General features: G+C 69.7%; 24 protein-coding genes and 1 pseudogene. 8 read left to right on the forward strand and 17 right to left on the reverse strand.

Annotation, left to right across the window (positions count from 1 at the left end; genetic code table 11):
* Positions 1-500: 500 nt before the first annotated feature.
* Complete coding sequence (locus QQM39_RS12670) at positions 501-1,478, reverse strand: tetratricopeptide repeat protein (protein ID WP_301996803.1); 978 nt, start codon at positions 1,476-1,478, stop codon at positions 501-503.
* A gap of 257 nt (positions 1,479-1,735) precedes the next feature.
* Between QQM39_RS12670 and QQM39_RS12675 the strand changes: the two genes are divergently transcribed.
* Positions 1,736-2,353 carry a TetR/AcrR family transcriptional regulator gene (locus tag QQM39_RS12675; protein WP_301996805.1) on the forward strand — a complete coding sequence of 206 codons (618 nt, stop codon included), beginning with the start codon at positions 1,736-1,738 and terminating at the stop codon, positions 2,351-2,353.
* Positions 2,354-2,372: 19 nt separating this feature from the next.
* Here QQM39_RS12675 and QQM39_RS12680 read toward each other — a convergent pair whose 3' ends face one another.
* The 5 genes from QQM39_RS12680 to QQM39_RS12700 form a co-directional block, all read right to left on the reverse strand.
* Positions 2,373-4,100 (reverse strand): methylmalonyl-CoA mutase, encoded by a 1,728-nt coding sequence (locus QQM39_RS12680; protein WP_301996806.1) that lies wholly within the window; start codon positions 4,098-4,100, stop codon positions 2,373-2,375.
* 84 nt (positions 4,101-4,184) lie between these two features.
* Positions 4,185-4,517: a DUF3817 domain-containing protein gene (locus QQM39_RS12685; protein ID WP_128434727.1), complete on the reverse strand. Its 333-nt coding sequence runs from the start codon at positions 4,515-4,517 to the stop codon at positions 4,185-4,187.
* Positions 4,518-4,582: 65 nt separating this feature from the next.
* Positions 4,583-5,092, reverse strand: a complete 510-nt coding sequence (locus QQM39_RS12690) for a MarR family winged helix-turn-helix transcriptional regulator (protein WP_301996809.1) — start codon at positions 5,090-5,092, stop codon at positions 4,583-4,585.
* A gap of 63 nt (positions 5,093-5,155) precedes the next feature.
* A complete protein-coding gene (locus tag QQM39_RS12695) occupies positions 5,156-5,482 on the reverse strand; it encodes an antibiotic biosynthesis monooxygenase (RefSeq protein WP_301996810.1) in 327 nt (108 codons plus the stop codon).
* Entirely contained in the window at positions 5,479-6,747 is a 1,269-nt protein-coding gene (locus QQM39_RS12700; protein ID WP_301996812.1) for a cytochrome P450, read from the reverse strand. The genes QQM39_RS12695 and QQM39_RS12700 overlap by 4 nt, the downstream gene beginning before the upstream one ends.
* A gap of 173 nt (positions 6,748-6,920) precedes the next feature.
* Between QQM39_RS12700 and QQM39_RS12705 the strand changes: the two genes are divergently transcribed.
* Together QQM39_RS12705 and QQM39_RS12710 are read left to right on the forward strand one after the other, a co-directional pair.
* On the forward strand, positions 6,921-8,552 hold the full coding sequence (locus QQM39_RS12705) for an FAD-dependent monooxygenase (RefSeq protein WP_301996813.1): 1,632 nt from the start codon (positions 6,921-6,923) through the stop codon (positions 8,550-8,552).
* A gap of 100 nt (positions 8,553-8,652) precedes the next feature.
* Positions 8,653-9,618: an amidohydrolase family protein gene (locus tag QQM39_RS12710; protein WP_301996814.1), complete on the forward strand. Its 966-nt coding sequence runs from the start codon at positions 8,653-8,655 to the stop codon at positions 9,616-9,618.
* Between the two features lie 86 nt (positions 9,619-9,704).
* Here QQM39_RS12710 and QQM39_RS12715 read toward each other — a convergent pair whose 3' ends face one another.
* From QQM39_RS12715 to QQM39_RS12755, 9 genes and pseudogenes are all read right to left on the reverse strand, one after another.
* Positions 9,705-10,028 (reverse strand): TcmI family type II polyketide cyclase, encoded by a 324-nt coding sequence (locus QQM39_RS12715; protein ID WP_301996816.1) that lies wholly within the window; start codon positions 10,026-10,028, stop codon positions 9,705-9,707.
* Positions 10,013-10,471: an SRPBCC family protein gene (locus QQM39_RS12720; RefSeq protein ID WP_301996817.1), complete on the reverse strand. Its 459-nt coding sequence runs from the start codon at positions 10,469-10,471 to the stop codon at positions 10,013-10,015. Before QQM39_RS12720 ends, QQM39_RS12715 begins: the two co-directional genes overlap by 16 nt.
* 1 nt (position 10,472) lies before the next feature.
* Entirely contained in the window at positions 10,473-10,739 is a 267-nt protein-coding gene (locus tag QQM39_RS12725) for an acyl carrier protein (RefSeq protein WP_301996818.1), read from the reverse strand.
* 147 nt (positions 10,740-10,886) lie between these two features.
* On the reverse strand, positions 10,887-12,140 hold the full coding sequence (locus QQM39_RS12730) for a ketosynthase chain-length factor (protein ID WP_301996819.1): 1,254 nt from the start codon (positions 12,138-12,140) through the stop codon (positions 10,887-10,889).
* Positions 12,137-13,405, reverse strand: a complete 1,269-nt coding sequence (locus tag QQM39_RS12735; protein ID WP_301996820.1) for a beta-ketoacyl synthase — start codon at positions 13,403-13,405, stop codon at positions 12,137-12,139. Before QQM39_RS12735 ends, QQM39_RS12730 begins: the two co-directional genes overlap by 4 nt.
* Positions 13,402-13,867: pseudogene (locus QQM39_RS12740) on the reverse strand (cupin domain-containing protein). Before QQM39_RS12740 ends, QQM39_RS12735 begins: the two are co-directional and overlap by 4 nt.
* A gap of 49 nt (positions 13,868-13,916) precedes the next feature.
* The gene (locus tag QQM39_RS12745) at positions 13,917-15,026 is read right to left on the reverse strand and encodes a SchA/CurD-like domain-containing protein (protein WP_301996821.1); all 1,110 of its coding nucleotides are present in this window, start codon (positions 15,024-15,026) and stop codon (positions 13,917-13,919) included.
* 728 nt (positions 15,027-15,754) lie between these two features.
* Entirely contained in the window at positions 15,755-16,048 is a 294-nt protein-coding gene (locus tag QQM39_RS12750; RefSeq protein ID WP_301996822.1) for an MTH1187 family thiamine-binding protein, read from the reverse strand.
* Complete coding sequence (locus tag QQM39_RS12755; RefSeq protein WP_301996824.1) at positions 16,045-16,389, reverse strand: DUF3817 domain-containing protein; 345 nt, start codon at positions 16,387-16,389, stop codon at positions 16,045-16,047. The genes QQM39_RS12750 and QQM39_RS12755 overlap by 4 nt, the downstream gene beginning before the upstream one ends.
* Before the next feature lie 190 nt (positions 16,390-16,579).
* Here QQM39_RS12755 and QQM39_RS12760 point away from each other — a divergent pair, with 190 nt between their 5' ends.
* The 4 genes from QQM39_RS12760 to QQM39_RS12775 all read left to right on the forward strand — a co-directional run bounded on the left by QQM39_RS12760 (position 16,580) and on the right by QQM39_RS12775 (position 19,236).
* The gene (locus QQM39_RS12760) at positions 16,580-17,212 is read left to right on the forward strand and encodes an AIM24 family protein (protein WP_302003566.1); all 633 of its coding nucleotides are present in this window, start codon (positions 16,580-16,582) and stop codon (positions 17,210-17,212) included.
* 1 nt (position 17,213) lies between these two features.
* Positions 17,214-17,864 carry an AIM24 family protein gene (locus tag QQM39_RS12765; RefSeq protein WP_301996825.1) on the forward strand — a complete coding sequence of 217 codons (651 nt, stop codon included), beginning with the start codon at positions 17,214-17,216 and terminating at the stop codon, positions 17,862-17,864.
* Entirely contained in the window at positions 17,861-18,658 is a 798-nt protein-coding gene (locus QQM39_RS12770; RefSeq protein WP_301996826.1) for an AIM24 family protein, read from the forward strand. Before QQM39_RS12765 ends, QQM39_RS12770 begins: the two co-directional genes overlap by 4 nt.
* Positions 18,659-18,759: 101 nt before the next feature.
* The gene (locus QQM39_RS12775) at positions 18,760-19,236 is read left to right on the forward strand and encodes a MarR family winged helix-turn-helix transcriptional regulator (protein WP_301996827.1); all 477 of its coding nucleotides are present in this window, start codon (positions 18,760-18,762) and stop codon (positions 19,234-19,236) included.
* A 22-nt stretch (positions 19,237-19,258) separates the two neighbouring features.
* On the opposite strand, the gene QQM39_RS12780 is transcribed toward QQM39_RS12775, so the two are convergent.
* Positions 19,259-20,689 (reverse strand): cell wall metabolism sensor histidine kinase WalK, encoded by a 1,431-nt coding sequence (locus QQM39_RS12780; protein WP_301996828.1) that lies wholly within the window; start codon positions 20,687-20,689, stop codon positions 19,259-19,261.
* Positions 20,686-21,363, reverse strand: coding sequence for a response regulator transcription factor (locus QQM39_RS12785; protein WP_301996829.1), 678 nt, complete (start codon positions 21,361-21,363; stop codon positions 20,686-20,688). The genes QQM39_RS12780 and QQM39_RS12785 overlap by 4 nt, the downstream gene beginning before the upstream one ends.
* A gap of 125 nt (positions 21,364-21,488) precedes the next feature.
* On the opposite strand from QQM39_RS12785, the gene QQM39_RS12790 reads away from it, so the two are divergent.
* On the forward strand, positions 21,489-22,160 hold the full coding sequence (locus QQM39_RS12790) for a PepSY domain-containing protein (RefSeq protein WP_301996830.1): 672 nt from the start codon (positions 21,489-21,491) through the stop codon (positions 22,158-22,160).
* The last annotated feature ends 117 nt before the right edge of the window (positions 22,161-22,277 follow it).

Genomic DNA, 22,277 nt, shown 5'->3' on the forward strand with positions numbered 1-22,277 from the left:
ACAACCACTGGTCGCGCCTGACACGCATCACGCACAACCTTGCTGGACAGGCTTCGCCGGATGAGCGAAGACCCCCCTGCCCAAGAGCCGGCGCCACTGCCGCCGACTCTGCTCGGTGGGGACCCAGGAACTCCCGTGACCCAACCGGCTGTCGGGGTACGGGAATGGACCGAGCGTGGCCGATCGTGGTGCATTCTCGCCGCCCGCACAAGGGGCTTCGTTACTCGGTAGTAACGGCGGGATAACCGAACAACGACCCGCCGGTCTCGGTCAGCGACACAGGGTGGTGCCCAGCGACCGGACAAGTCCAGTAATCACCGGACAGAATCCGACAGAACGACGCCTGCGACTTACCTGCAGTAACTGCGGCCGCGATTACCAAGTTTTGGTAAAGCGCGGCCGCTTTGATGCTCTGTCGGCAGATCTTTCACTCGGGCAACACGTGCCTGCGCGTTTAGTGACTGGTCAGAACGGGGCCGCCGCCCCGCATGCGAGGCCGGTCAGAACAACGCGCGGGCCAACGCCCTGCGCGCCGCCGCCACGCGTGGATCATCGCCGCCCACGACCTCGAACAGCTCCAGCAGCCGAAGTCGTACGGTGTCCCGGTCGTCGCCCACCGTGCGCTGCACGGTCTCGATCAGCCGGCCGAACGCGTCCTCGACATGGCCGCCCACCAGATCCAGGTCCGCGGCGGCGATCTGCGCCCGCGCATCGGTGGGCTTCTCGGCGGCCTCCTTGCGCACCTGCTGGGGGTCGGCGCCCTGCACCCGCTGGAGCAACTCGGCCTGGGCGAGCCCGAGTTTGGCCTCCGTGTTCGCCGGGTCCTCACTCAGTACGTTCTTGTACGCCTGGACGGCACCGCCCAAGTCGCCCGCGTCCAGCGCCTGTACGGCGGCCTCGAGCAGCGCGTCGTACGGACCGGACGGCACTGTGGGAGCGGGCTGGGCGCCACCGGGCTCGGCGTCCGGGTCTACGGTGAGGCCGGTGAGGCCGAACCTCTGCTCGGCGACGGTGACGAGTTGGTCGAGCGTCTGGCGGATCTGCGTCTCGTCGGCCGCCCCCTGGAAGAGCGGCAGCGCCTGACCCGCGACGACGGCGAAGACGGCGGGGATGCCCTGTACGCCGAACTGCTGCATCAGCATCTGGTTGGCGTCGACGTCGATCTTGGCGAGGAGGAACCGCCCGTCGTACTCGACGGCGAGCCGCTCCAGTACCGGGCTCAGCTGCTTGCAGGGCTGGCACCACTCGGCCCAGAAGTCGATGACGACGGGCACCTCGGCGGACCGCTGGAGGACGTCCCGCTCGAATCCCGCCTCATCCACATCAATAACAAGATCGGCGGGCGATACGGCGCCGGTGCCCCCGCCCTGCCGGGCGGCCTCGGCACGCGCCTGCTCCGCCTTCGCCTTGGCCTCCTGGGCCGCCTTCACCGCGGCGAGGTCGACGACTCCGCTCATGGACATGTTCCGTGGCTGCATGCGTCTATCCTCCCCTGTACCCCGCGCACACGTGAAAAGCACCGTGAAAGCCGGTCGGGCCTGATGCTGTTCCCTGATGCTGTTCCGACGCCGGGTCCCCACCCACGCCGTGCGTGCGGTCGCTCGCGTACGTCCATCGCAAGCTTTCGCTACGAGTCGTAGCGTAATGGCATCGAGTGCCTTCGGAACACCACACCCCGGTGATCTCCCTCACGACCTCACAGAATCCCCGGATATCGCGGCGATATGGTCAGGGGATGCAGAGCCGCACCTCCGCCGCCCGCCTCGGCCGCCCGCGCAGCGCCGCCGCGGCCACGGCGATCCTGGCCGCGACGCGGGAGGCGCTGGTCGAGGTGGGCTGGTCCAGGCTCACCCTGGGAGACGTGGCAACGCGCGCCGGGGTTGCGAAGACGACCCTCTATCGCCGCTGGTCCGGCAAGAACGAGCTGGTGGTGGACGCGGTCGCGGAACTCTTCGACGAACTGGAGCTCCCCGACAGCGGGAGCCTCGCCGCCGACATCGAGGGCGTGGTCCTGCAGTTCGCGGCGATCCTGGCCCGCCCCGAGGCGAAGAGCGGACTGATGGCGGTGGTGGCGGAGTCGACGCGGGACGAGGCGCTGCGCGAGCGCATCCGCGGGTCCATCGTCGACCGCCAGAAACGCCTGGTCCTCCAGGGCCGCTCCCGGGCCCAGAAACGCGGCGAGCTCCCCCCGGAGAGCGATCCGGAGGAAGCCGCCCGCACAGCGGACCTGATCTTCGACGTGGTGGCGGGCGCGGTGGTGCACCGCACCCTGGTGAGCGCGGAGCCGGCGGACGAGGAGTGGGTGCGCAGCTTCACACGCGTCCTGCTCCTGGGCCTCACCAGAGCCTCTTAGCTCAGCACACCCAGCACACTCAGAACCCCGCCGGCTCGGTGTACACCCCCCACTCCTCGCGCAGCACCCCGCAGATCTCGCCCAGGGTCGCCTCGGCCCGGACCGCGTCCAGCATCGGCTCGATCATGTTGCCGCCGTCCCGCGCGGCGGCGAGCATCGCGTCGAGCGCGGCCCGCACGGCACCGTCGTCCCGCACCTCCTTGCGGGCACCCAGCACCCGCACCTGCTCCCGCTCCACCTCATGGCTCACCCGCAGGATCTCCAGGTCGCCGGTGACGGAACCGGTGTGGGCGTTGACCCCCACGACCCTCTTGTCACCCTTCTCCAGCGCCTGCTGGTAGCGGAACGCCGACTCGGCGATCTCCCCGGTGAACCAGCCGTCCTCGATCCCGCGCAGGATCCCGGACGTGACCGGCCCGATCGGGTGCCGCCCGTCGGGATGCGCCCGCAGTCCCCGCTCCTTTATCTGCTCGAAGATCTTCTCGGCGTCGGCCTCGATCCGGTCGGTCAGCTGCTCGACGTACCACGAACCACCCAGCGGATCGGCCACGTTGGCGACCCCGGTCTCCTCCATGAGGACCTGCTGCGTGCGCAGGGCGATCTCGGCGGCCTGCTCGGAGGGGAGCGCGAGGGTCTCGTCGAGGGCGTTGGTGTGCAGCGAGTTGGTCCCGCCGAGCACGGCCGCCAGCGCCTCCACGGCCGTACGCACCACGTTGTTGTACGGCTGCTGCGCGGTCAGCGAGACGCCGGCGGTCTGCGTGTGGAAGCGCAGCCACTGCGCCTTCTCGCTCCGCGCCCCGTACACGTCCCGCATCCAGCGCGCCCAGATCCTGCGCGCGGCCCGGAACTTGGCGATCTCCTCGAAGAAGTCGACGTGCGCGTCGAAGAAGAAGGACAGGCCGGGGGCGAAGACGTCGACGTCCAGTCCGCGCGACAGGCCCAGTTCGACGTACCCGAAGCCGTCCGCCAGCGTGTACGCCAGCTCCTGCGCGGCCGTCGATCCGGCCTCGCGGATGTGGTAGCCGGAGACGGACAGCGGCTTGTAGGCGGGGATGCCGGCCGCGCAGTACTCCATGAGGTCGCCGATGAGGCGCAGGTGCGGCTCGGGCTGGAAGAGCCACTCCTTCTGGGCGATGTACTCCTTGAAGATGTCGGTCTGGAGGGTGCCGTTGAGCACGGACGGGTCGACGCCCTGCCGCTCCGCCGCCACCAGGTACATGCAGAAGACGGGGACGGCCGGACCGCTGATGGTCATGGACGTCGTCACGTCGCCCAGCGGGATGTCCTTGAACAGGACCTCCATGTCGGCGGCCGAGTCGATGGCCACACCGCAGTGCCCGACCTCGCCGAGCGAGCGCGGGTCGTCGGAGTCGCGGCCCATGAGCGTCGGCATGTCGAAGGCGACCGAGAGACCGCCGCCGCCGTTGCCGAGGATCATCTTGTAGCGCTCGTTGGTCTGCTCGGCGTTCCCGAACCCGGCGAACTGCCGGATGGTCCACGTCCGCCCTCGGTAGCCGGTCGGATACAGCCCGCGGGTGTAGGGGTACTCCCCGGGCCAGCCGATCCGCTCGAAGCCCTCGTACCTGTCCCCGGGCCGGGGTCCGTACACCGGCTCCACGGGGTCCCCGGAGAGCGTGGTGCGTGTCCAATTTCGGGGCTCCGCCCCGGTTGCCGCCGTGCGCTTGCGCGCGGCGTCGTACCGGGCCTGCCAGCGACGGCGGCCCTCCTCGATGGCGTCAGCGTCCATACCCTCGAATTTACTAGGACGTCCAAGTAAATGTCGATGGCAGAACCGCCGTACGCGTCCGTACGGCGGTTGCGTCAGGCTTCGTCAGGCCTTGGCGACAGCCGGGACCGGCTCGCTGACCAGGGGTTCGACCTGGCGGGTGACCTTGCGCTCGACGAAGAAGGCCGCGAAGGGAATCGTCCCGGAGAGCAGCACCCACAGCAGCTTGCCGAACGACCACTTGGCCTTGGAGCCGAGGTCGAAGGCGAAAACCAGATAGATGATGTAGAGGAAGCCGTGGACCTGGGAGACGGCGAAGGTGACGTCCTCGCCCATGTCGAAGCCGTACTTGAACACCATGCAGGTGCACAGCACGAGCAGCATGACGGCGGTGACGTAAGCCATCACCCGGTAGCGGGTCAGGACGCTCTTCTTCATGCGTACGAGCGTAACCACCCGTTCCGGGAGATCTTGCCCCGGGCCCCGGGTCGCCTTTCCGGAGGTCAGCCCTCTTCGAAGTCGTGCGCCGCCACCCGCAGCGGGCGCAGCATGGCGAAGATCTCCGCGCACTCCTCGGCGTCGTACACCCCGAGCCCGAAGTCCATGGCCATCAGGTCACGGGTGGCCGCCTCGACGACCTCGCGGCCCTTGTCGGTGATGGAGGCGAGCGTGCCGCGCCCGTCGTTGGGGTTGGGGCGCTTGTCGACCAGACCCGACTTGACCAGCCGGTCGACGGTGTTCGTCACGGACGTGGGATGGACCATCAGCCGCTCGCCGATCTTGGACATCGGCAGCTCGCCGGCCTTGGAGAAGTTGAGCAGTACCAGCGCCTCGTACCGCGCGAACGTCAGTCCGTACGGCTTGACCGCCGCGTCCACCTCGCCGAGCAGGATCTGGTGCGCGCGCATGATCGAGGTGATGGCCGCCATCGACGGCACGTTGCCCCAGCGCTGCTTCCAGAGTTCGTCGGCGCGGGCGATGGGATCGAAGGGAAGACTGAGCGGCTTCGGCACGGGACCGACCTTACCGGCCGGTCACATGCTGGTCAGCCCCGTCTCGTCTTTCGGTCCGGCCGCTCAGACGGGCACTGTCTCCTTCACCTGGAAGACCGCCGTCCACCGGTCGTCGTGCAGGCAGGCGTTCATCGGCTCGACCAGGGTCCGGTGCTCGGGGTTGGTGCGCCACCGCTGGACGGCTTCGGGGCTGTCCCACTCGCTGGTGAGCAGCCACTGCGCGGGATCGTCCAGGGAACGGCACAACTGTTCGCCGAGGTGTCCGGGGAATCGCGCGGCCCTGGCGAGTACGTCCTTGTAGGACTTCACGAAGTCCGCTTCCATCCCGGCGCGCACGCGCAGCAGTCGGATCACCCGCACCCGCTCCGGGGCCGAGGGGCCGCCCGTCATGACGGGTCGAGGACGACCGGGAGTTCCGCGAGCCCGCGGAAGGCGGGGAACGGCACGGTCAGCCAGCGCGCGTCCTCCGGCGCCACGGCCAGGGCCATGTCGGGGAATCGCCCGAAGAGCGAGGTGAGGGCGGTCTGCATCTCCAGCCGCGCCAGCGGCGCGCCGATGCAGTAGTGCGGGCCGTACCCGAAGGCGAGATGCGTCGCCTGGACGTTCGGCCGCTGGACGTCCATCTCGTTCGGCTCGGCGAACATCTCCGGGTCCCGGTTGGCCCCGGTGATCGAGATCTGGACGAGCGCTCCCTTGGGGATGAGCTGGTCACGGATCACGATGTCTTCCGTCGCGTGACGGAAGGTGGAGTTCTCCACGGAGGTCTCGAACCGGAAGATCTCCTCGATCGCCGCGTTCATGGCGCTCGCGTCCCGGAGCGCCAGTTCCTTCTGATCCGGTCGGCTGAGCAAGTGGTAGACGGCGTTTCCGATCTGGTACGCCGTCGACTTGTGGCCCGCGAAGAGGAGCACCCACGCCGTCGAGACGAGTTCGTGGTCGGTGAGCGAGCCCTCCTGGTCCTGGGCCGTGACGAGTGCGCTGAGCAGACCTCCGTCCGGCTCAGTCCGCTTCCGTGCGCACAGCTCCGCGAGATAGCCGCGCAGGTTTCCCTCGGCGATTTCCAGCGCCTTTCGCGCCTCCGGTCCGAAACCGGTCTGCGCGACGGTGGCGGACCATTCCTGAGCCTGTTTGCGTTCGTTTTCCGGGACGCCCAGGAGTTCACAGATGACGTGCAGCGGCAGCGGGAAGCAGAACTCCGGGAGCAGGTTCACCGGACCCGACGTCGGGCATTGGTCCAGCAGATCATCGGTGATCTCCTGCACGCGGGTACGCAGCGATTCCACCCTTTTCGGCGTGAAAGTGCTGCCGACGATTCTCCTGAGCCTGGTGTGCTTCGGCGGGTCGGAGAAGAGCATGTTGTCGTCCAGCGCGATCGACGAGTCACCGAAGATGCGGTGGTAGGCGTCGATGGCGCCGTACATGTCCTTGCTCAGCCGGGGGTCGGCCAGGGCGGCACGCGCGTCGTCGTATCGCGTGATGAGGTACGTCTCGACGCCGTGCGGCGGCGACAGCGGGCACACGGGCGCCGACTCCCGGAGCGCCGCGTACACGGGGTGCGGGTTGGCCCGGAACTCCCGGCTGCAGGACGAGGCCGCGGCCGCGGCCGCTTCGGACGACAGTGCCTCGGATTCCTCGGATGCGAACGCTTGCGTCATGGCTGATCCCCGGGGTAGGCGTGAATTCCGGCGGTTGGATTCCGGCGGTCGGACTCCGTCGGTCAGAGCCACCGTTTCCCGGGCGACACCACGCCGCAAACGGCACTGCGCCATACGGGTCGGGTCGTCGTACGACGTGTGTGTGGCAGTCCGGCTTGGTAAACATCGTCGACGTGAGCGGACACGAAGCGGAATCTGTACCAGTTCTCATCGTCGGCGGATCCCTGGTGGGTCTTTCCACTTCGGTTTTCCTGGGGCGCCTCGGCATCGAGCACATGCTCGTGGAGCGCCATGCCGCGACATCGACGCATCCGCGTGGCCGCGGCAACAACGTGCGCACCATGGAGATCTACCGGACCGCGGGCCTCGAATCACGTATTCGGGACGCGGCCCGCGTGCTCGCCGGAAACGACGGCATTCTCCAGGTGGACACCCTCACCGGGAAGCAGCGCCGCTGGATCATCGGGGACATCGCCGGGGGCATGGACGTCTCGCGGGTCAGCTCCTCGGACTGGTGCCTGTGCAGTCAGAACGATCTCGAGCCGGTCCTGCTGAGCTACGCCACCGAGCAGGGCGCCGACATCCGCTTCAACTCGGAGATGCTCTCCTTCGCACAGCACGGCGAGGGGGTGCAGGCCCGGATCAGGCACCGGGAGACCGGTGAGACGTACACGGTGAACGCCGACTTCCTGGTGGCCGCCGACGGCCCGCGCAGCCCCGTCCGCAACCAGTTGGGGATCGGCCAGTCGGGGCCGGGCGAGCTGTTCCACAACGTCAGCGTCACGTTCCGCAGCAGGGCGCTGAGGAACCACGTCGGAGAGAAACGATTCGTCGTCTGCTATGTCACCAACCCCCAGGGCGAAGGTGCCCTGCTGCCGGTGGACAACGAGGAGCGATGGGTGATCCACGTGCCCTGGTCTCCCGACCGGGGCGAAGAGCTGGAGGACTTCACCGACGAGAGGCTGGCGGCCCACATCCGCGCTGCCGTCGGCGTCGCGGACATCGACGTCGAGATCACGGGCAAGGCGCCCTGGCACGCGTCGAAGCGGGTCGCGGACAGCTACGGCGAGGTCCGGGTCTTCCTGGCCGGCGACGCGGTCCACGAGATGCCGCCCACCGGGGCGTTCGGCTCCAACACCGGGATCCAGGACGCCCACAACCTCGCCTGGAAACTGGCCTCGGTGCTCCGCGGCTGGGCGGGCCTGCCGTTGCTCGACACCTACGAGCGTGAACGACGGCCCATCGCCCTCGCGACGGGCACGCGCGCGTGCGTCCAGGCGGCCGACGAGCAGCACCCGGGGTTCAGTCCCGCCGCGGGACGCAACAACGACCCGGCGGACCTGATGACCGTCGCCCTGTGCTACCGGTACGCGTCCCCTGCCGTGCTGGACGCCCCCGCGGAGCGGCCGATCGTCCCCGACGCCTTCCAGCTGGGCGGCGAGCCGGGGAGCCGGGCGCCGCACATGTGGGTGACGAGAGGGGGCGGCAGGATCTCCACGCTCGACCTGTACGAGCGTTCCTTCGTGCTGCTCGCCGGGTCCGGCGGGCAGAAGTGGCGGGCGGCGGCGGAGAAGGCCTCCTCGAACCTGGGCCTCCCGGTCGACGTGTACCTCGTGGGCACGGGCCCCGACCACGACCTCGCCCCCGCCCCGGACGCCGACTGGGCGGAGCTGCACGGCACGGCCGAGGACGGTGCCGTACTCGTACGCCCCGACGGTTTCGTCGCCTGGCGGGCGGACGCCGCCATGCCGGACGCCGATCGCGTGCTGACCAAGGTGCTGCAGTCCGTGCTCTGCCGCGACTGAAGCCCCGCTGCCCCGTGACCGACCGCACCCCGACTGACCGCACCTGATTGACCGCACTGTGCCTGACACCCACTGAACGACCCACCCCTAGGACGTTGTTATGACCCTTGCCGGACGCGTCGACGTCCACCACCACTTCACCGCCCCCGCCTGGCTGGACTGGGCGGAGGAACGAGGCGTGGTCAACCGCGAGAAGCTGCCCTGGTGGACACGCTGGGACCTGGACACGGCACTGGAGGTCATGGACAAGAACGGCATCGGTACGTCCGTCATGACCGTCGCGATGCTCGGCCGGCTCCGTGAGCGCGCGGAGCGCCAGGAGAGCGCACGTGTCGCCCTGCGGGCGGCGGCCGACGTCGTGGCGAGCCACCCCGCGCGCTTCGCCTTCTTCACGCCCGTGTTCCTCGACGACCTGGAGCTCTCCTCGTGGAGCCTGAGTTACGGCCTCGACGAGCTCGGAGCCATCGGGGTGAGCACGCGCACGAGCATGGACGGCGTGGTGCTCGGCGACGAGTCGCACGACCGCCTCCTGCGGGAGCTGAACGACCGGTCCGCGGTCATCAGCACGCACCCCATGGACGTACCGGCCGGGAAGGACGGCGGAGCGGGACTGCCGGGAATGCCGCCCTTCGTGTGCGACTTCCTCATGGACACCACGCGTGCGGCCATCAACCTCATCAGGAACGGCACCCTGGACCGCTACCCGAACCTCAGCTTCATCCTGCCGCACGGGGGAGGCTTCCTCCCCTACATGGCCACCCGGCTCGAACTCTTCGGCGGGCGCATCACCCCCGCCATCGAGCCCGCCCGGGTCCGTGACTACCTGCACCGGTTCTACTTCGACACGGCGGGCCCCATGTCCCCCTCGGCCACGCCCACCCTGCTGACGACGGTGGACCCCGGCCGCATCCTCTTCGGCACGGACTGGCCGCCCACCCCCGCGCATGTCATCACCGACAGCGTGGCGCCCGCTCTGGACAGCGACCCGTTCCTGTCGGAGGAGCAACTCGAGGGCATCAACCGGGAGAACGCGCTTCGGCTGATGCCGGGGCTCGCGCGTCAGTGACCGACTACGCGCGCCTGTGACCGACTGTCACCGGAACGCCGCCGCCCGCGCCTGGTTCAGCGCGGGCGGCGGCGTTCGTACGTCGTTCAGTCCCTCCGCCAGTGGTAGAAGCGCCGCGCCATCGCGTCCTTCGGACTCCGCCAGGTCTGCGGGTCGTACGGGCTGACGAAGGCTTCGAGCCTCCTGCTGATGTCGACGAACTCGGGGTGTCCGGCCACCTTCGCGATGGCGGGGCCCGGGTCCTGCTCGGCCTCGATGAAGTGCATGTACACATCGCCGAACTGGAAGAGGGAGCGCTGGGTCACACCGACGAGGTGCGGGAGTTCGCCGCTGTCGGAGGCCGCGAAGACGTCGGCGATGTCCGGTGCCGACTGCGGGGCCATCCGGGCGACGATCAGGGCGTGGTGCACGAGACCTCCTCGATGCGGTCGCGGATGAGGGCCATCTGGATGGGCGAGTTGCGGTTGATGATGTCGGTCATCCCGGCGTCGTCGACCGGGGCGTCGGGCTTCATGGCGAAGTCCTGCGTCCAGTGCATCCGGGTGCCGTCGGGGGTCTCCTCGTACTCCCAGACGATGTTCATGTACTCGAAGGGCCCGGTTTCGACCCTGCGGGCACGGACGATGAGCTTCTCGCGGTCGGCGACCCGTTCCGAGACCCAGCTCCACACCTTGCCGTTCTCGTCGGGGTGCATGGTCAGGCGGAAGGCCACCGTGTCGCCCTCGCGGGACAGCACCTCGCAGGAGGCGTACTCGCTGAACAACTGGGGCCATTTGTCCAGGTCGTTCGTCATGTCCCAGACGAGGTCGACGGGTGCGGCGATGGTGATCTCGTTCTCCGTGTGTCCGGCCACCTCAGGCTCCCGTCGTGAGTGCGCCGTTGACGAGGTCGAGGAAGGCGCGGGGGCTCTTGCAGCGCTCCGCGTCGGTGGGCAGCGCCACGCCGTGCCGGTTCTCCAGCTCGCCCACGATGCCGAGGAGGCCGAGCGAGTCCAGCCCGAACTCGGCGAAGGTGGAGTCCGCCCGGCTCGCGAGGTCCTGCGGGTCGACGGTCACGCCGGCGGCCTGCTTCATCAGCGCGGCCAGTTCCTCTACGGTCACTTGGGTCACTTCAGTGGTCATGCGCGTTCTCCTTGTTGTACGGGTGCGGAGGGTTCTGCGCGGCCCTGGTGAAGTCCGGTGCGGACCGCGCCCCGCAAGGGGCGCGGGGAACGGCGCGACCAGCCCCCACCGAGCCGCAGGGTCGTCTCTGCGCCTCCAGCGGAGCGCTCAGGCGGCGGATCCGGGGCCGCGGCGTAGCACGAGCGCCGCGTTGGAGCCCATGAGTCCCCGGCTGAGGACCAGGGCCGTGCGGAGCTCAGCCGGGCGTGCGGTGGCGGTCACCAGGTCGATGTCGTGGCAGACGTCGAAGACGTTCGGGGTCGGCGGTATCTGCCCGTGCTCCATGGCCTGCACCGCGGCCACGATGTCCAGCAGGGGTGCCCCGCAGTAGGACCGCCCGATGCCGGTCTTGGGGGCCGTGACGGGCACCCTGGTGCCGTGCGGGCCCAGGGCGTCGGCGAGGGCGAGGGCCTCGGCGCGGTCCGCCTCCGGGACGCCCAGCGCGTCGGCGAAGACCACGTCGATCTCCTCCGGTGCGCAGCCGGCCTCGTCGAGGGCGCCGCGGATGGCGTGCGCGAGCCCCTCCCGTGACTGCTCCCAGTGCGAGGCGCCGGTGAAGGTGGCGGAGTGTCCCGCCACGACGGCCCGGACGACCGCGGCACGCCGCTGTGCCCGCTCCAGGTCCTCCACGATCAGCACGGCACCGCCCTCCGCGGGCACGAACCCGCAGGCCGCCGGGGTGAAGGGACGGTAGGCGCGGGCCGGGTCCTCGACGGTGCTGAGCTCGGGGTAACCGAGCTGGCAGACCCCCGAGTAGGGGGCGAGCGGCGCCTCGGCCGCCCCGACCACGACCACGTCCGTGCCCCGGTCCACGGCCCGCGCGGCGTGCGCGACGGCGTCCAGGCCGCCCGCCTCGTCGCTGGCCACCACCCCGCAGGGGCCCTTGAAGCCGCTGCGGATGGATATCTGGCCGGTGCTGGCCGCGTAGAACCAGGCGATGGACTGGTAGGGCCCGACGAACCGGGATCCCTGTCCCCACAGCTTCTGCAGTTCCCGCTGGCCGAACTCGCCGCCGCCGGAGCCGGCCGCGGTGACCACGCCGACGGAGTACGGGGAGTCGGCGGCGGTGCTGCTCAGCCCCGCGTCCTGCAGGGCGGCATCGGCGGCGGCCAGGGCGAAGTGGGTGAACTTGTCGGTCTGGACGAGGAAGGTCTCCTCGATGAGCGCCGAGGCGTCGAATCCGCGGACCTCGCCGGCGACGCGGAGCGGAAGGTGCTCGCAGCCGTCCCGGGTGATGCGGTCCAGGACGCTCGCGCCCTCCTTGACGGACTTCCAGTAGGTGTCGGCGTGCAGGCCGTTGGGGGCGACCACGCCGATCCCCGTGACGGCGGTGTGCCGGGGGCGTATGCCACTACCACTCATTTCGTCCTCCCACCCGGCCCCGTGAGGAGCACCGCGGACTGGAAACCGCCGAAGCCGCTGCCCACGGAGAGCACGTGGTCGAGCCTGCGCGGGCGTGCGGTGCGCGGTACGTAGTCCAGGTCGCACTCGGGGTCCGGGGTCTCGTAGTTCGCCGTGGGCGGCACCACCTGCCGGGCCAGGGCGAGCACACAGGCGACGACCTCGATCGCGCCGATCGCCCCGAGCGAGTGGCCCACCATGGACTTGATCGAGCTCATGGGTGTGTCGTAGGCGTGGGAGCCGAGGGATTTCTTGACCGCGGCGGTCTCGTGCCGGTCGTTCTGGCGGGTACCGGAGCCGTGGGCGTTGACGTAGTCGATGTCGGTGGGGTCCACGCGCGCGTGGTCGAGCGCGGCGTCGATGGCCCGGGCCATCTCCAGTCCCTCACTGGTGAGTCCGGTCATGTGGTAGGCGTTGCCGAAGGTGGCGTAGCCGTCGATCTCGCAGTACACGTGCGCGCCGCGCGCGCGGGCGTGTTCCAGTTCCTCCAGGACGAGGACGGCGGCGCCCTCGCCCATGACGAATCCGTCGCGGTGGGCGTCGAAGGGGCGGGAGGCGTGCTCCGGGTCGTCGTTGTTGGGTGAGGTGGCCTTGATGGCGTCGAAGCAGGCCATGGTGATCGGGGAGATCGGGGAGTCCGACGCCCCGGTGATGCAGAGGTCGGCGCGGCCCTCCTCGATGGTGTGGAAGGCGTAGCCCACGGCGTCGAGCCCGGAGGTGCAGCCGGTGGAGACGGTCTGCACGGGCCCCTGGGCGCCGAACCGTTCCGCGACGTCCGACGCCAGTGTGCTGGGCGAGAAGGCGCGGTGCAGGTACGGGTTCGCCGCGCGATGGTCGACGTCCCAGCGCTGCCCGCCTTCGCTGACCAGGACGTAGTCCTGCTCCAGCCGGGTCGTGCCGCCCACCGCGCTGCCCAGGGACACGGCCACGCGCCAGGGGTCCTCCGTGCCGAAGTCGACTCCGCTGTCGGTCACGGCCTCCGTCGCGGCGACGAGGGCAAACTGTATGTACCGGTCGGCGCGTTCGACCAGTTCGGGTTCGAGTCCGTGGGCGAGCGGGTCGAAGTCGCACTCGGCGGCTATGCGGGACCGCAGTCCCTCGGGGTCGAACAGGGTGATGCCTCGTGTCGCGGTACGGCCGCTCGCGAGGAGGTCCCAGAACGCGGGCACCCCTATGCCTCCCGGAGCGACCACGCCTATGCCGGTGACCGCCACCCGCCGGGTCACGAGAGGACTCCGCGTCGGTCGGGCCGTCCGCTCTCCTCCTGGACGAGCGGGTACGGCTTGAGGTCGTCGCTGATCTCCGGGGCCTCCGTGTCGACGTGGCCGAGGCTCGGCTTCGGGGCCAGCGGGCTCAGGTGGAAGACCATCCGGGCTTCCTCGTCACCGACGTTGCGGAAGCGGTGCCGCATGTCGATGGGGATCATGAGGCCCTGGTCGGCACGGAGGGAAAACGTTTCTCCGTCCAGGTCGACCTCCAGCCTGCCCTTCGACGACGTACACGAACTCCTCGGAGTACGGGTGGTAGTGCTCGCTGATGCGTTCGCCGGGCCGCATGATGGCGAGGCCCATGAACCCGCTCGTGGCACCCACCGTGACAGGGGTGAGCAGGGTGCGCAGGTCGCCACCACGCTTGCGGTTGGGCTCGATCTCGTTCACGTCCACGACGCGCGGGCGCATCTTCTCCATGGTCTGTCTCCAGGTCGGTCGGTGGGGTGTGGGTCCCTGCGCTGCGCCGTCAGGGCTGCGCGGCCCTGCGGTCGGTGATCAGCGCCATGTCGGCGTGCGTCAGGAGGCGGGTGGCCTCCCGCTCGCCCGTGGGCGGTCCCGCCACGCCGAGTGCGTCACTGTCGAGCAGACGGGCCAGCACGGCGGCCTTGCGCGGGCCGTGGATGCCGAGCACCCTGACCGGATCGGTCTCGGGGTCACCGCGTACGTCGACGAGGCGGACGACGATGTCCTCCCGCTGGAAGACGGTGCTGCGGTGCACGGGGCCGGCCGGGTCGGCGGCCGCGGTCTCGTCCTGCCGGGAGAGCAGCCGGGCCAGCGCCATCCCGCAGCCCGGGCGGGCCGGGTAGTACAGGGCGTGCCGCGTGAGGCCGTCCGGTTCCGGGCCGCCAAGTGCCACATGGTGGACGGCCGGCATGGCGGCGCGGGCGAAGAAGGCCCGCGCGGACTCCGGGTCGGACAGGTCGCGGTGCTGCTCCAGGTGGGGGTTGAGGGCCTCCTCGACGGCCCGTACCTCGGGCTGACGCGAGACGTGGCGCAGGGCGGCCATCAGGTCGCCCTCCACCTCGACGGTGCGGACGACCCGGTTGCCGTGGAGGAACAGGGTGGTGCGGCGCAGCCGCGTGGAGTCGTCGACGCGGGCCTGGGGCGGCGCGTAGCCGGCGAGGATCTCCGTGACCTTGGACTCGGAGCCGGGCTTGACGGTGAAGGTCAGGGCGTGGCGTGTCACACCGTCGCCCACCCGTACGGCCGTCTGGAGTCCGCCGGTGTTCGGGCGGGCGCGGCCGGTCTCACGGACGACGCCGTAACGCATCGAACGCAGTTCACGGACGCAGTTCTGCAGGGGCCTGACCGTCTCGAGATGCTCTTCACTGTTCACCCAGGCGAGGTACGGCGGGGCGGTGGCCCATTCGCTCGTGATGACCCACTGGGACGGGTTCTCCAGGGACTGGCACAACTGGTCGCCGAGGTGACCGGGAACCGACGCGACTCGGTCACGCATGTGCTCGTACGCGTCGAGGAACTCTTGCTGGGCGCCTTCGTGGAGATCGACGAGCAGGATGACGCGCATCCTGGAACCGTCGAATGCCGACTGGGATGTATAGGGCGAAGTGGTCATCCGGCGGACCCTTCCTTCGCGGGAGCAAGCGGCGGCCGTCCGTGTTCACCTGCGCGAACGCGGGTTTCGGCCCTGAGCCTTCATCGTGGGTCAGGGCCACGGGGACCGCGAGCCGCGCGGGCCAATTGAGGGAACTGGCCGGGAGGGTGTGCTCGCTGGGTGCCGACGCCGTGTCAGGGGGGTCGGGGGGTGCGGTATGTGCCGTCGCCGGGGCGCGGGTTGGGGGGCGCGGTGGGTGCGCGGTGGGTGCGCGGTGGGTGCGCGGTGGGTGCGCGGTGGGTGCGCGGTGGGTGCGCGGTGGGTGCGCGGTGGGTGCGCGGTGGGTGCGCGTCCATGCCTGCGGCGGCCCGCTGGGCCGGATGGGGGTGCGCGTAGCGCCTGCGGGTGGGGGGTGGGGCGGGGCCGCGTCGGGGGGTGTCCGTCCTCGGTCCGGTGGTGGGCCTTGCGCTAGAGGTGCCGTTTCTTGACACCGGACTCTGCGGGCGGACACCCCCCGACGCGTCCCCTCGCCGCCGTACGCGGGTGCGGCACCGCGGGGGCCATCCGTCTGGAGGGCGCGTGTCGAAGCCCCGTTCGGGACGGGGACTTGGGTACGGCGGCGGCTAAGCAGGTCGGGCGAAGTCCGCTGCGGTTCGGCAGCGCCCCAAAGGGGCGCGGGGAACTGCGCGACCAGCCGCGATGGCGCCGCAGACGACCGACGACACATCGCGGCACTTCAAGCGGAGCGCTTAGTCGGCCAGGTGGCGTTCCACCGTCTCCACCTTGGAGGTGAGGCCGTCGGTCACGCCGGGGCGGATGTCGGCCTTGAGGACCAGTGAGACGCGCGGTGCCCGTGTCTCTACGGCGGCCACGGCGCGCTTGACGACGTCCATGACCTCGTCCCACTCGCCCTCGATGGAGGTGAACATCGCGTCGGTGCGGTTGGGCAGGCCGGACTCGCGGACCACCCGGACGGCGTCGGCTACGTACTCCCCCACGTCCTCGCCGACGCCGAGCGGGGTCACGGAGAAGGCGACGATCATGCGTTGACCTTGCCTTCCCTGCGGGCGCGGGCGGCGATGACCGCGTCCTCGGCCTCGCGCTTGAGCTTGCGCTCGGCGAAGAAGCCGCCGGTCGGCAGGACGGAGAGGACGAAGTAGAGGGCCGCGGTCTTCAGGGACCACTTGGTGCGGTTCCAGGCGTCCGCCCAGAAGATCACGTACAGGATGAAGAGGACGCCATGGACCATGCCCATCACTGGCACCGCGTTGAAGTCGGTGGTCCGCTTCAGCACCGAGCAGACGAGCAGGAGCAGGAACGACACCGCCTCGGGGCCCGAGACGAGACGGAGGCGGCGGAGGGCGGTGGCGGTCTTGATGTCCACGGGTCACCTTCGGTGGGTTCGGCGGGAGAGACGTGGGTCGGCTCGGATCAGCTTGTGAACGCAAGCACAAATGCTCGCCCATTGTGGCAAACGCCGGGAGTGAGTGTGGCTCGGGGTGCCGTCAGGGGTGATGTCCACCTTCAGGACCTTTTGGCGGATGGCGCCGCGGGCTACCTTTCGCTGCGTGGCGATGTTCCGACTTCAGGGCAGCAAGGTGCTCGCCGTCGACATGACCGGGGACGCCGTGAAGGCGAAGAACGGCTCGATGGTCGCGTACGACGGGCAGATGGCCTTCAAGAAGATGAGCGGTGGCGGGGAGGGCATCCGGGGCATGGTGACCCGGCGGCTCACCGGTGAGCAGATGACGGTGATGGAGGTGAAAGGGCACGGGACGTGCTGGTTCGCGGACCGGGCCTCGGAGATCAACCTGGTGAGTCTCCAGGGGGACAAGCTGTATGTGGAGTCGAGCAATCTGCTCGCGACCGACGCGGGGCTGCGGACCGGGACCAGCTTTACGGGGATGCGCGGTGCCTCGCAGGGCAATGGGCTGTTCACGACCACCGTCGAGGGGCACGGACAGGCGGCGATCATGTCGGACGGGCCGGCGGTGGTGCTGCGGGTCAGCTCGCAGTATCCGTTGACCGTCGATCCGGGGGCCTATGTGGCCCATCAGGGGAATCTGCGGCAGTCCTTCCAGTCCGGTGTGACCTTCCGCACTCTGATGGGTGAGGGCGGTGGCGATGCCTTCCAGATCCGGTTCGAGGGGGACGGGCTGGTGTACGTACAGCCGAGCGAGCGGAACACGATCGCGGGGGACGTGTGACATGGGCTTCCGTGAGATCAACTCCAGGATGGTCGAGGCCGTGGTCGTGCCCGGGCAGCGGCTGTTCAGTCAGCGGGGTGCGATGCTCGCCTACAAGGGCGAGGTGTCCTTCACACCCAACATGGGCGGTGGCCAGGGCGGGATCATGTCGATGATCGGGCGCCGGGTGGCCGACGAGGACACCCCGCTGATGACCGTCGAGGGCAGCGGCACCGTGCTCTTCGGGCACGGCGGCCATCACGTCCAGGTGATCAACCTCTCCGGCGACACCCTGTGCGTCGAGGCGGACCGTCTCCTCGCCTTCGAGGGCACCCTCCAGCAGGGCACGATGTTCCTCGGCTCGCAGGGCGGCGTCATGGGCATGGTGCGGGGGCAGATCAGCGGGCAGGGGCTGTTCACCACGACCCTCAAGGGGCATGGGGCCGTGGCCGTCATGGCGCACGGTGGTGTCTTCGAGATTCCGATCACCCCGCAGCGGCCCGTCCATGTCGACCCCCAGGCGTATGTGGCCCACCACGGCGACGTACGCAACAAGCTGTCCACCGCGCTCGGCTGGCGCGACATGGTGGGCCGCGGCTCCGGCGAGGCCTTCCAGCTGGAGCTCAGTGGGAGCGGTGCGGTGTACGTCCAGGCGTCGGAGGAGAAGCTGTGAGCCAGTATCCGGGCGCGGGTCCGACCGTGTACGACCCTGTGACGCTGCCCTCCGACGACAACGTCGACGCCTACACCTTCTGCGTGGAGCTCAAGGGGAGCCAGTGGTTCCTGCAGAAGGGGAAGATGATCGCCTACTACGGCTCGATGGAGTTCAACGGCGTCGGGCACGGCCGACTCGACCGACTTGTCCGCACGTCCTTTCATTCACCTCTGCACGCGAGCGACTGGGTCGTCGCGGAGGGCTCGGGCAAGATGCTGCTGGCCGACCGGGCCTTCGACGTGAACTCGTACGACCTCGAAGACGGCAACCTGACCATTCGCTCGGGCAACCTGCTCGCTTTTCAGCCAAGTCTTGCGCTCAAGCAATCGATCGTGCCGGGTTTTCTGACACTGATCGGAACCGGAAAGTTCGTGGCCGCATCTAACGGTCCGGTGGTGTTCATGGAACCCCCGATCCGGGTGGACCCGCAGGCACTCGTCGGCTGGGCCGACTGCCCGTCACCGTGCCACCACTACGACCATGGCTACATGACCGGCGTGATGGGCGGTCTACGTGCACTGACAGGCCTCGGCGGGGCCTCCGGAGAGGAGCATCAGTTCGAGTTCGTCGGAGCCGGGACCGTACTGCTCCAGTCGACCGAGACCCTCATGACCGAGCAGGCCACAGGGGCGGTTCCACCGGACCCCGGAGTGCCGGGTGCCGGCGGGACGCACACGGGCCCTTCACAAGCGGCCGGGACACCGCGCCTTCCCGGACAGCTGGGAGACCTCCAGCGTCGCTTCGGGCTGTGAGCGGTAGTCTGCGGAGTGTGACATCGAACGTGTGCGCACACAGGTGTGTCACAGAAAACCCTCACTAGTTCGCCTTTCAACATTTTAGGTAGACTTCATTTATGGAGACCGAGACGGCCACCCGCTGGCTGAGCGATGCGGAGCAGTGCGCCTGGCGCACCCACCTGGAGGTCAACAGGCTGTTGACGTACCAGCTCGAGAGGGACCTGCAGCCGTTCGGCCTGACCATGAACGACTACGAGATCCTGGTGAATCTCTCCGAGTCGGACGACGTACGGATGCGGATGAGCGACCTCGCGTCGGCCACCCTCCAGTCCAAGAGCCGCCTCTCCCACCAGATCACCCGGATGGAGAACGCGAACCTGGTCCGGCGTGAGAACTGCGAGTCCGACCGCCGCGGGCTCTACGCGGTGCTCACCGAGCACGGCATGGAGACGATGCAGAAGGTCGCGCCGCATCATGTGGCGTCCGTGCGGAGGCACTTCATCGACCTGCTGCCTCCCGAGTCACTGACGGAGGTCGACAAGGCCCTCAAGCCGATCGCGGAGCACCTGCGCGGTCAGCGCGGGCGCCCGTGACCCGGGCGGACCCGCCCGGCACCTACTGAGCCTGCGGCAGGCGGAGTTCGAACAGGGCTCCGCCCGCCGGCGCCCGGCCCACGGTGAGCGTGCCACCGTGCCGTACGGCCACGTCGAGGGCGATGGCCAGACCCAGCCCGGCGCCGCCGTCGTCGCGGCTGCGGGCCTCGTCGAGCCGTACGAACCTCTCGAAGATCCGCTCCCGGTCGGCCTCGGCCACCCCGTCCCCGTCGTCCGCGACGGCCACGACGGCCCACTCCCCGTCCTTCCGGACGGTCACGGTGACCGCCGAGCGGGTGTGCCGCTGGGCGTTGTCCAGCAGGTTGGTGAGCACCCGGCCGACCTGCCCCCGCGACCCGGTCACCTGAACGACCTGCGCCTGAACCGTCACACCGGCCCGCCCCTCCGCCTCCGCCCGGGCCAGCGCGCCCAGGTCGAACCGCGTGTCCCCGGGCCGCTCCCCCGCGTCCAGGCGGGCGAGCAGCAGCAGGTCGGCGGCCAGGCCCTGGAGCCGTACGGTGTCCTCCACTGCGCCGTCGAGGTCGAGCAACTCGGGGTGCGCGGCGCCCACTTCGAGCTGGGTGCGCAGGGACGCGATCGGGCTGCGCAGCTCGTGCGAGACGTCGGCGACGAACCGGCGCTGGCGTTCCACCGAGGTCTGCAGGGCGGCCAGCGTCTCGTTCGTGGTCAGCGCGAGGTGGGCGACCTCGTCGTGCGTGTCCGGCACCGGTACGCGGCGCGCGAGGTCCTCGGAGGCGGTGATCGCGGCCATCTCGCCGCGGATGCCCTCGACCGGGCGCAGGGCACGCCGGGTGACCAGCCAGGTGACGGCCGCGACGACGCCCAGCAGCAGCGGGAAGCCGATCAGCATGACGGTCAGCGCCGTCTTGACGGCGCCCTGTTCGGCGGAGAGCGGGGCGCCCGCGTACACGGTGAGCGTGCCCCTGCCCTCGACCTCCACGTGGACCTTGGCGAAGCGGTAGTCGTCGGTCTCGCCGTCGAGCGTGGCGGTGCCGTTCGTGAAGGTGGTGTGCTCGCCGATCTCGCCCGGGTCGAGGGATTCGAGGGCCGAGTCGTCGTCCGCGTCGTCCTCGGAGTCCTCACCGCTGTCGGTCCCACCGGGCGAGGTCTGCGGCTGTGGCCGCACCGCCGCGGTGCCCGTGCCGCTGATCCGTTCCAGGTTCTCGCTGGCCGCGAGCAGCTTGTTGTTCTCGTCGACGACCTGGACGGGGTCGTCGACGTCCACCGACAGCGGCTGGTCCGGCCTCGTGAGCGCGATGTCCGTGGCGACGGCCCGTGCGGTGTGTTCCGCCTCCGTGCCGGCCTGTCCGACCAGGTTGGACCGGAGCGACAGCAGTACGGCGGTCCCGGCGGCGACCAGCGCCACCGCGACGACGAGGGTGGCGGCCAGCGTCGCCCGGGACCGGACCGAGCCGAAGAGGCGGCCTCTCATCGCGCGGCCTCCGCTCTCTCCAGCCGGTAACCGGCGCCCCGGACCGTCCGGATGAGCCCCGCGCGCAGCTTGCGCCGCAGGGTGCTGACGTACACCTCGACGATGTTCGGATCGCCCTCGTACGCGAAGTCCCAGACGTGCTCCAGGATCTCCGCCTTGGACACCACCTCGCCGGCCCGCACCACGAGATGCTCCAGGACGGCGAACTCCTTGGCGGTGAGGGTCACTTCGTCATCACCGAGGAAGACGCGGCGCGCGGCGGTGTCGACCTTGAGGTCCCCGTGGACGTGCACGGGCGAGGCCCCGGCGCCCTGGCCGCCGCGCCGCAGCAGTGCCTTGACGCGGGCGACGAGGACGACGTACGAGAACGGCTTGGTGAGGTAGTCGTCGGCGCCGGTGTCCAGCCCCTCGGCCTCGTCGTACTCGCCGTCCTTGGCGGTGAGCATCAGGATCGGCACGTCGTGGCCGGCGGCGCGCAGGGCGGCGCAGACGCGGTAGCCGTTCATGCCGGGCAGCATGATGTCGAGGATCACGAGGTCGTACGACCCCTCCGAGGCCCGGTGCAACCCCTCGCGGCCGTCATGGACGACGTCCACGGCATATCCCTCGGCCGTCAGGCCCTTGGCGAGCGACAGGGCCAGCCGCTTCTCGTCCTCCACGATCAACAGGCGCATGCGTAAAGGTTCGCAAAGCGAAGCTGAAGATCTTTTCAGGGGGCTTCAGGTTCCTCTCAGCGTCGGTTCGGCAGATTGGTTCCCGTCGAAACGACGTGAAACGTGATCAACCGGGAGGGAACCCCATGAAGCGCAACATCGTCATCGCCACCGTCGCCGCCGCGGCACTGATCGGAGGCGGCACCGTCGCGGCCTACGCGTCCGGTGACGACAGCGCGCCCACGCAGCAGCGGTCGAACGTACGGGTCGCCGACGACCGGGACGACAGCGCGGAGGACGCCGCGGAGGACAAGGCGGACGGCACCGCCGACGACCGGGACGACGACCTCACCGAGGTCCGCTCGCAGGCCGGCACCGCCAAGATCACCGCCGCCGACGCGATCGCGGCCGCGCTGAAGCACACGCCGGGTACGGCCGTCGCCGCCGACCTGGACGACGACCGCTCGAACGTCTGGGAGGTGAACGTCGTGAAGGGCGACGGCACCGACTACGACGTCCGGGTCTCCGCGGACAACGGCAAGGTCCTCGGCGCCCAGCGCGACGACGATGACGACAACGACGGCCGCGAGGACCTCGCCGCGCTGAAGGGCGCGAGCGTGGACGCCCGCGAGGCCGCGCAGGCGGCTGCGACGAAGGGCACGGTCACCGACGTCGACCTGGACGACGACGGTCCGGCGGCCTGGAGCGTGGAGACCACGAAGGGCGAGTGGAAGGTCGACCTCAAGACGGGCAAGGTCACCCAGGACCACGACGACGACCAGAACGGTCAGGACGACCGCGACGGCGACGACGACTGACACCGGGCCGCGCGCACGGAATCCCGCGCTGCCTCAGGGGCGCCCCCGGTCATTCACGGGAGGCGCCCCAAACGCGGCGAGGCCGCCCGGGCCAACGCCACGAAGGGCACCGTCCGG

This window comes from Streptomyces sp. DT2A-34 (assembly GCF_030499515.1).
GTDB lineage: Bacteria > Actinomycetota > Actinomycetes > Streptomycetales > Streptomycetaceae > Streptomyces.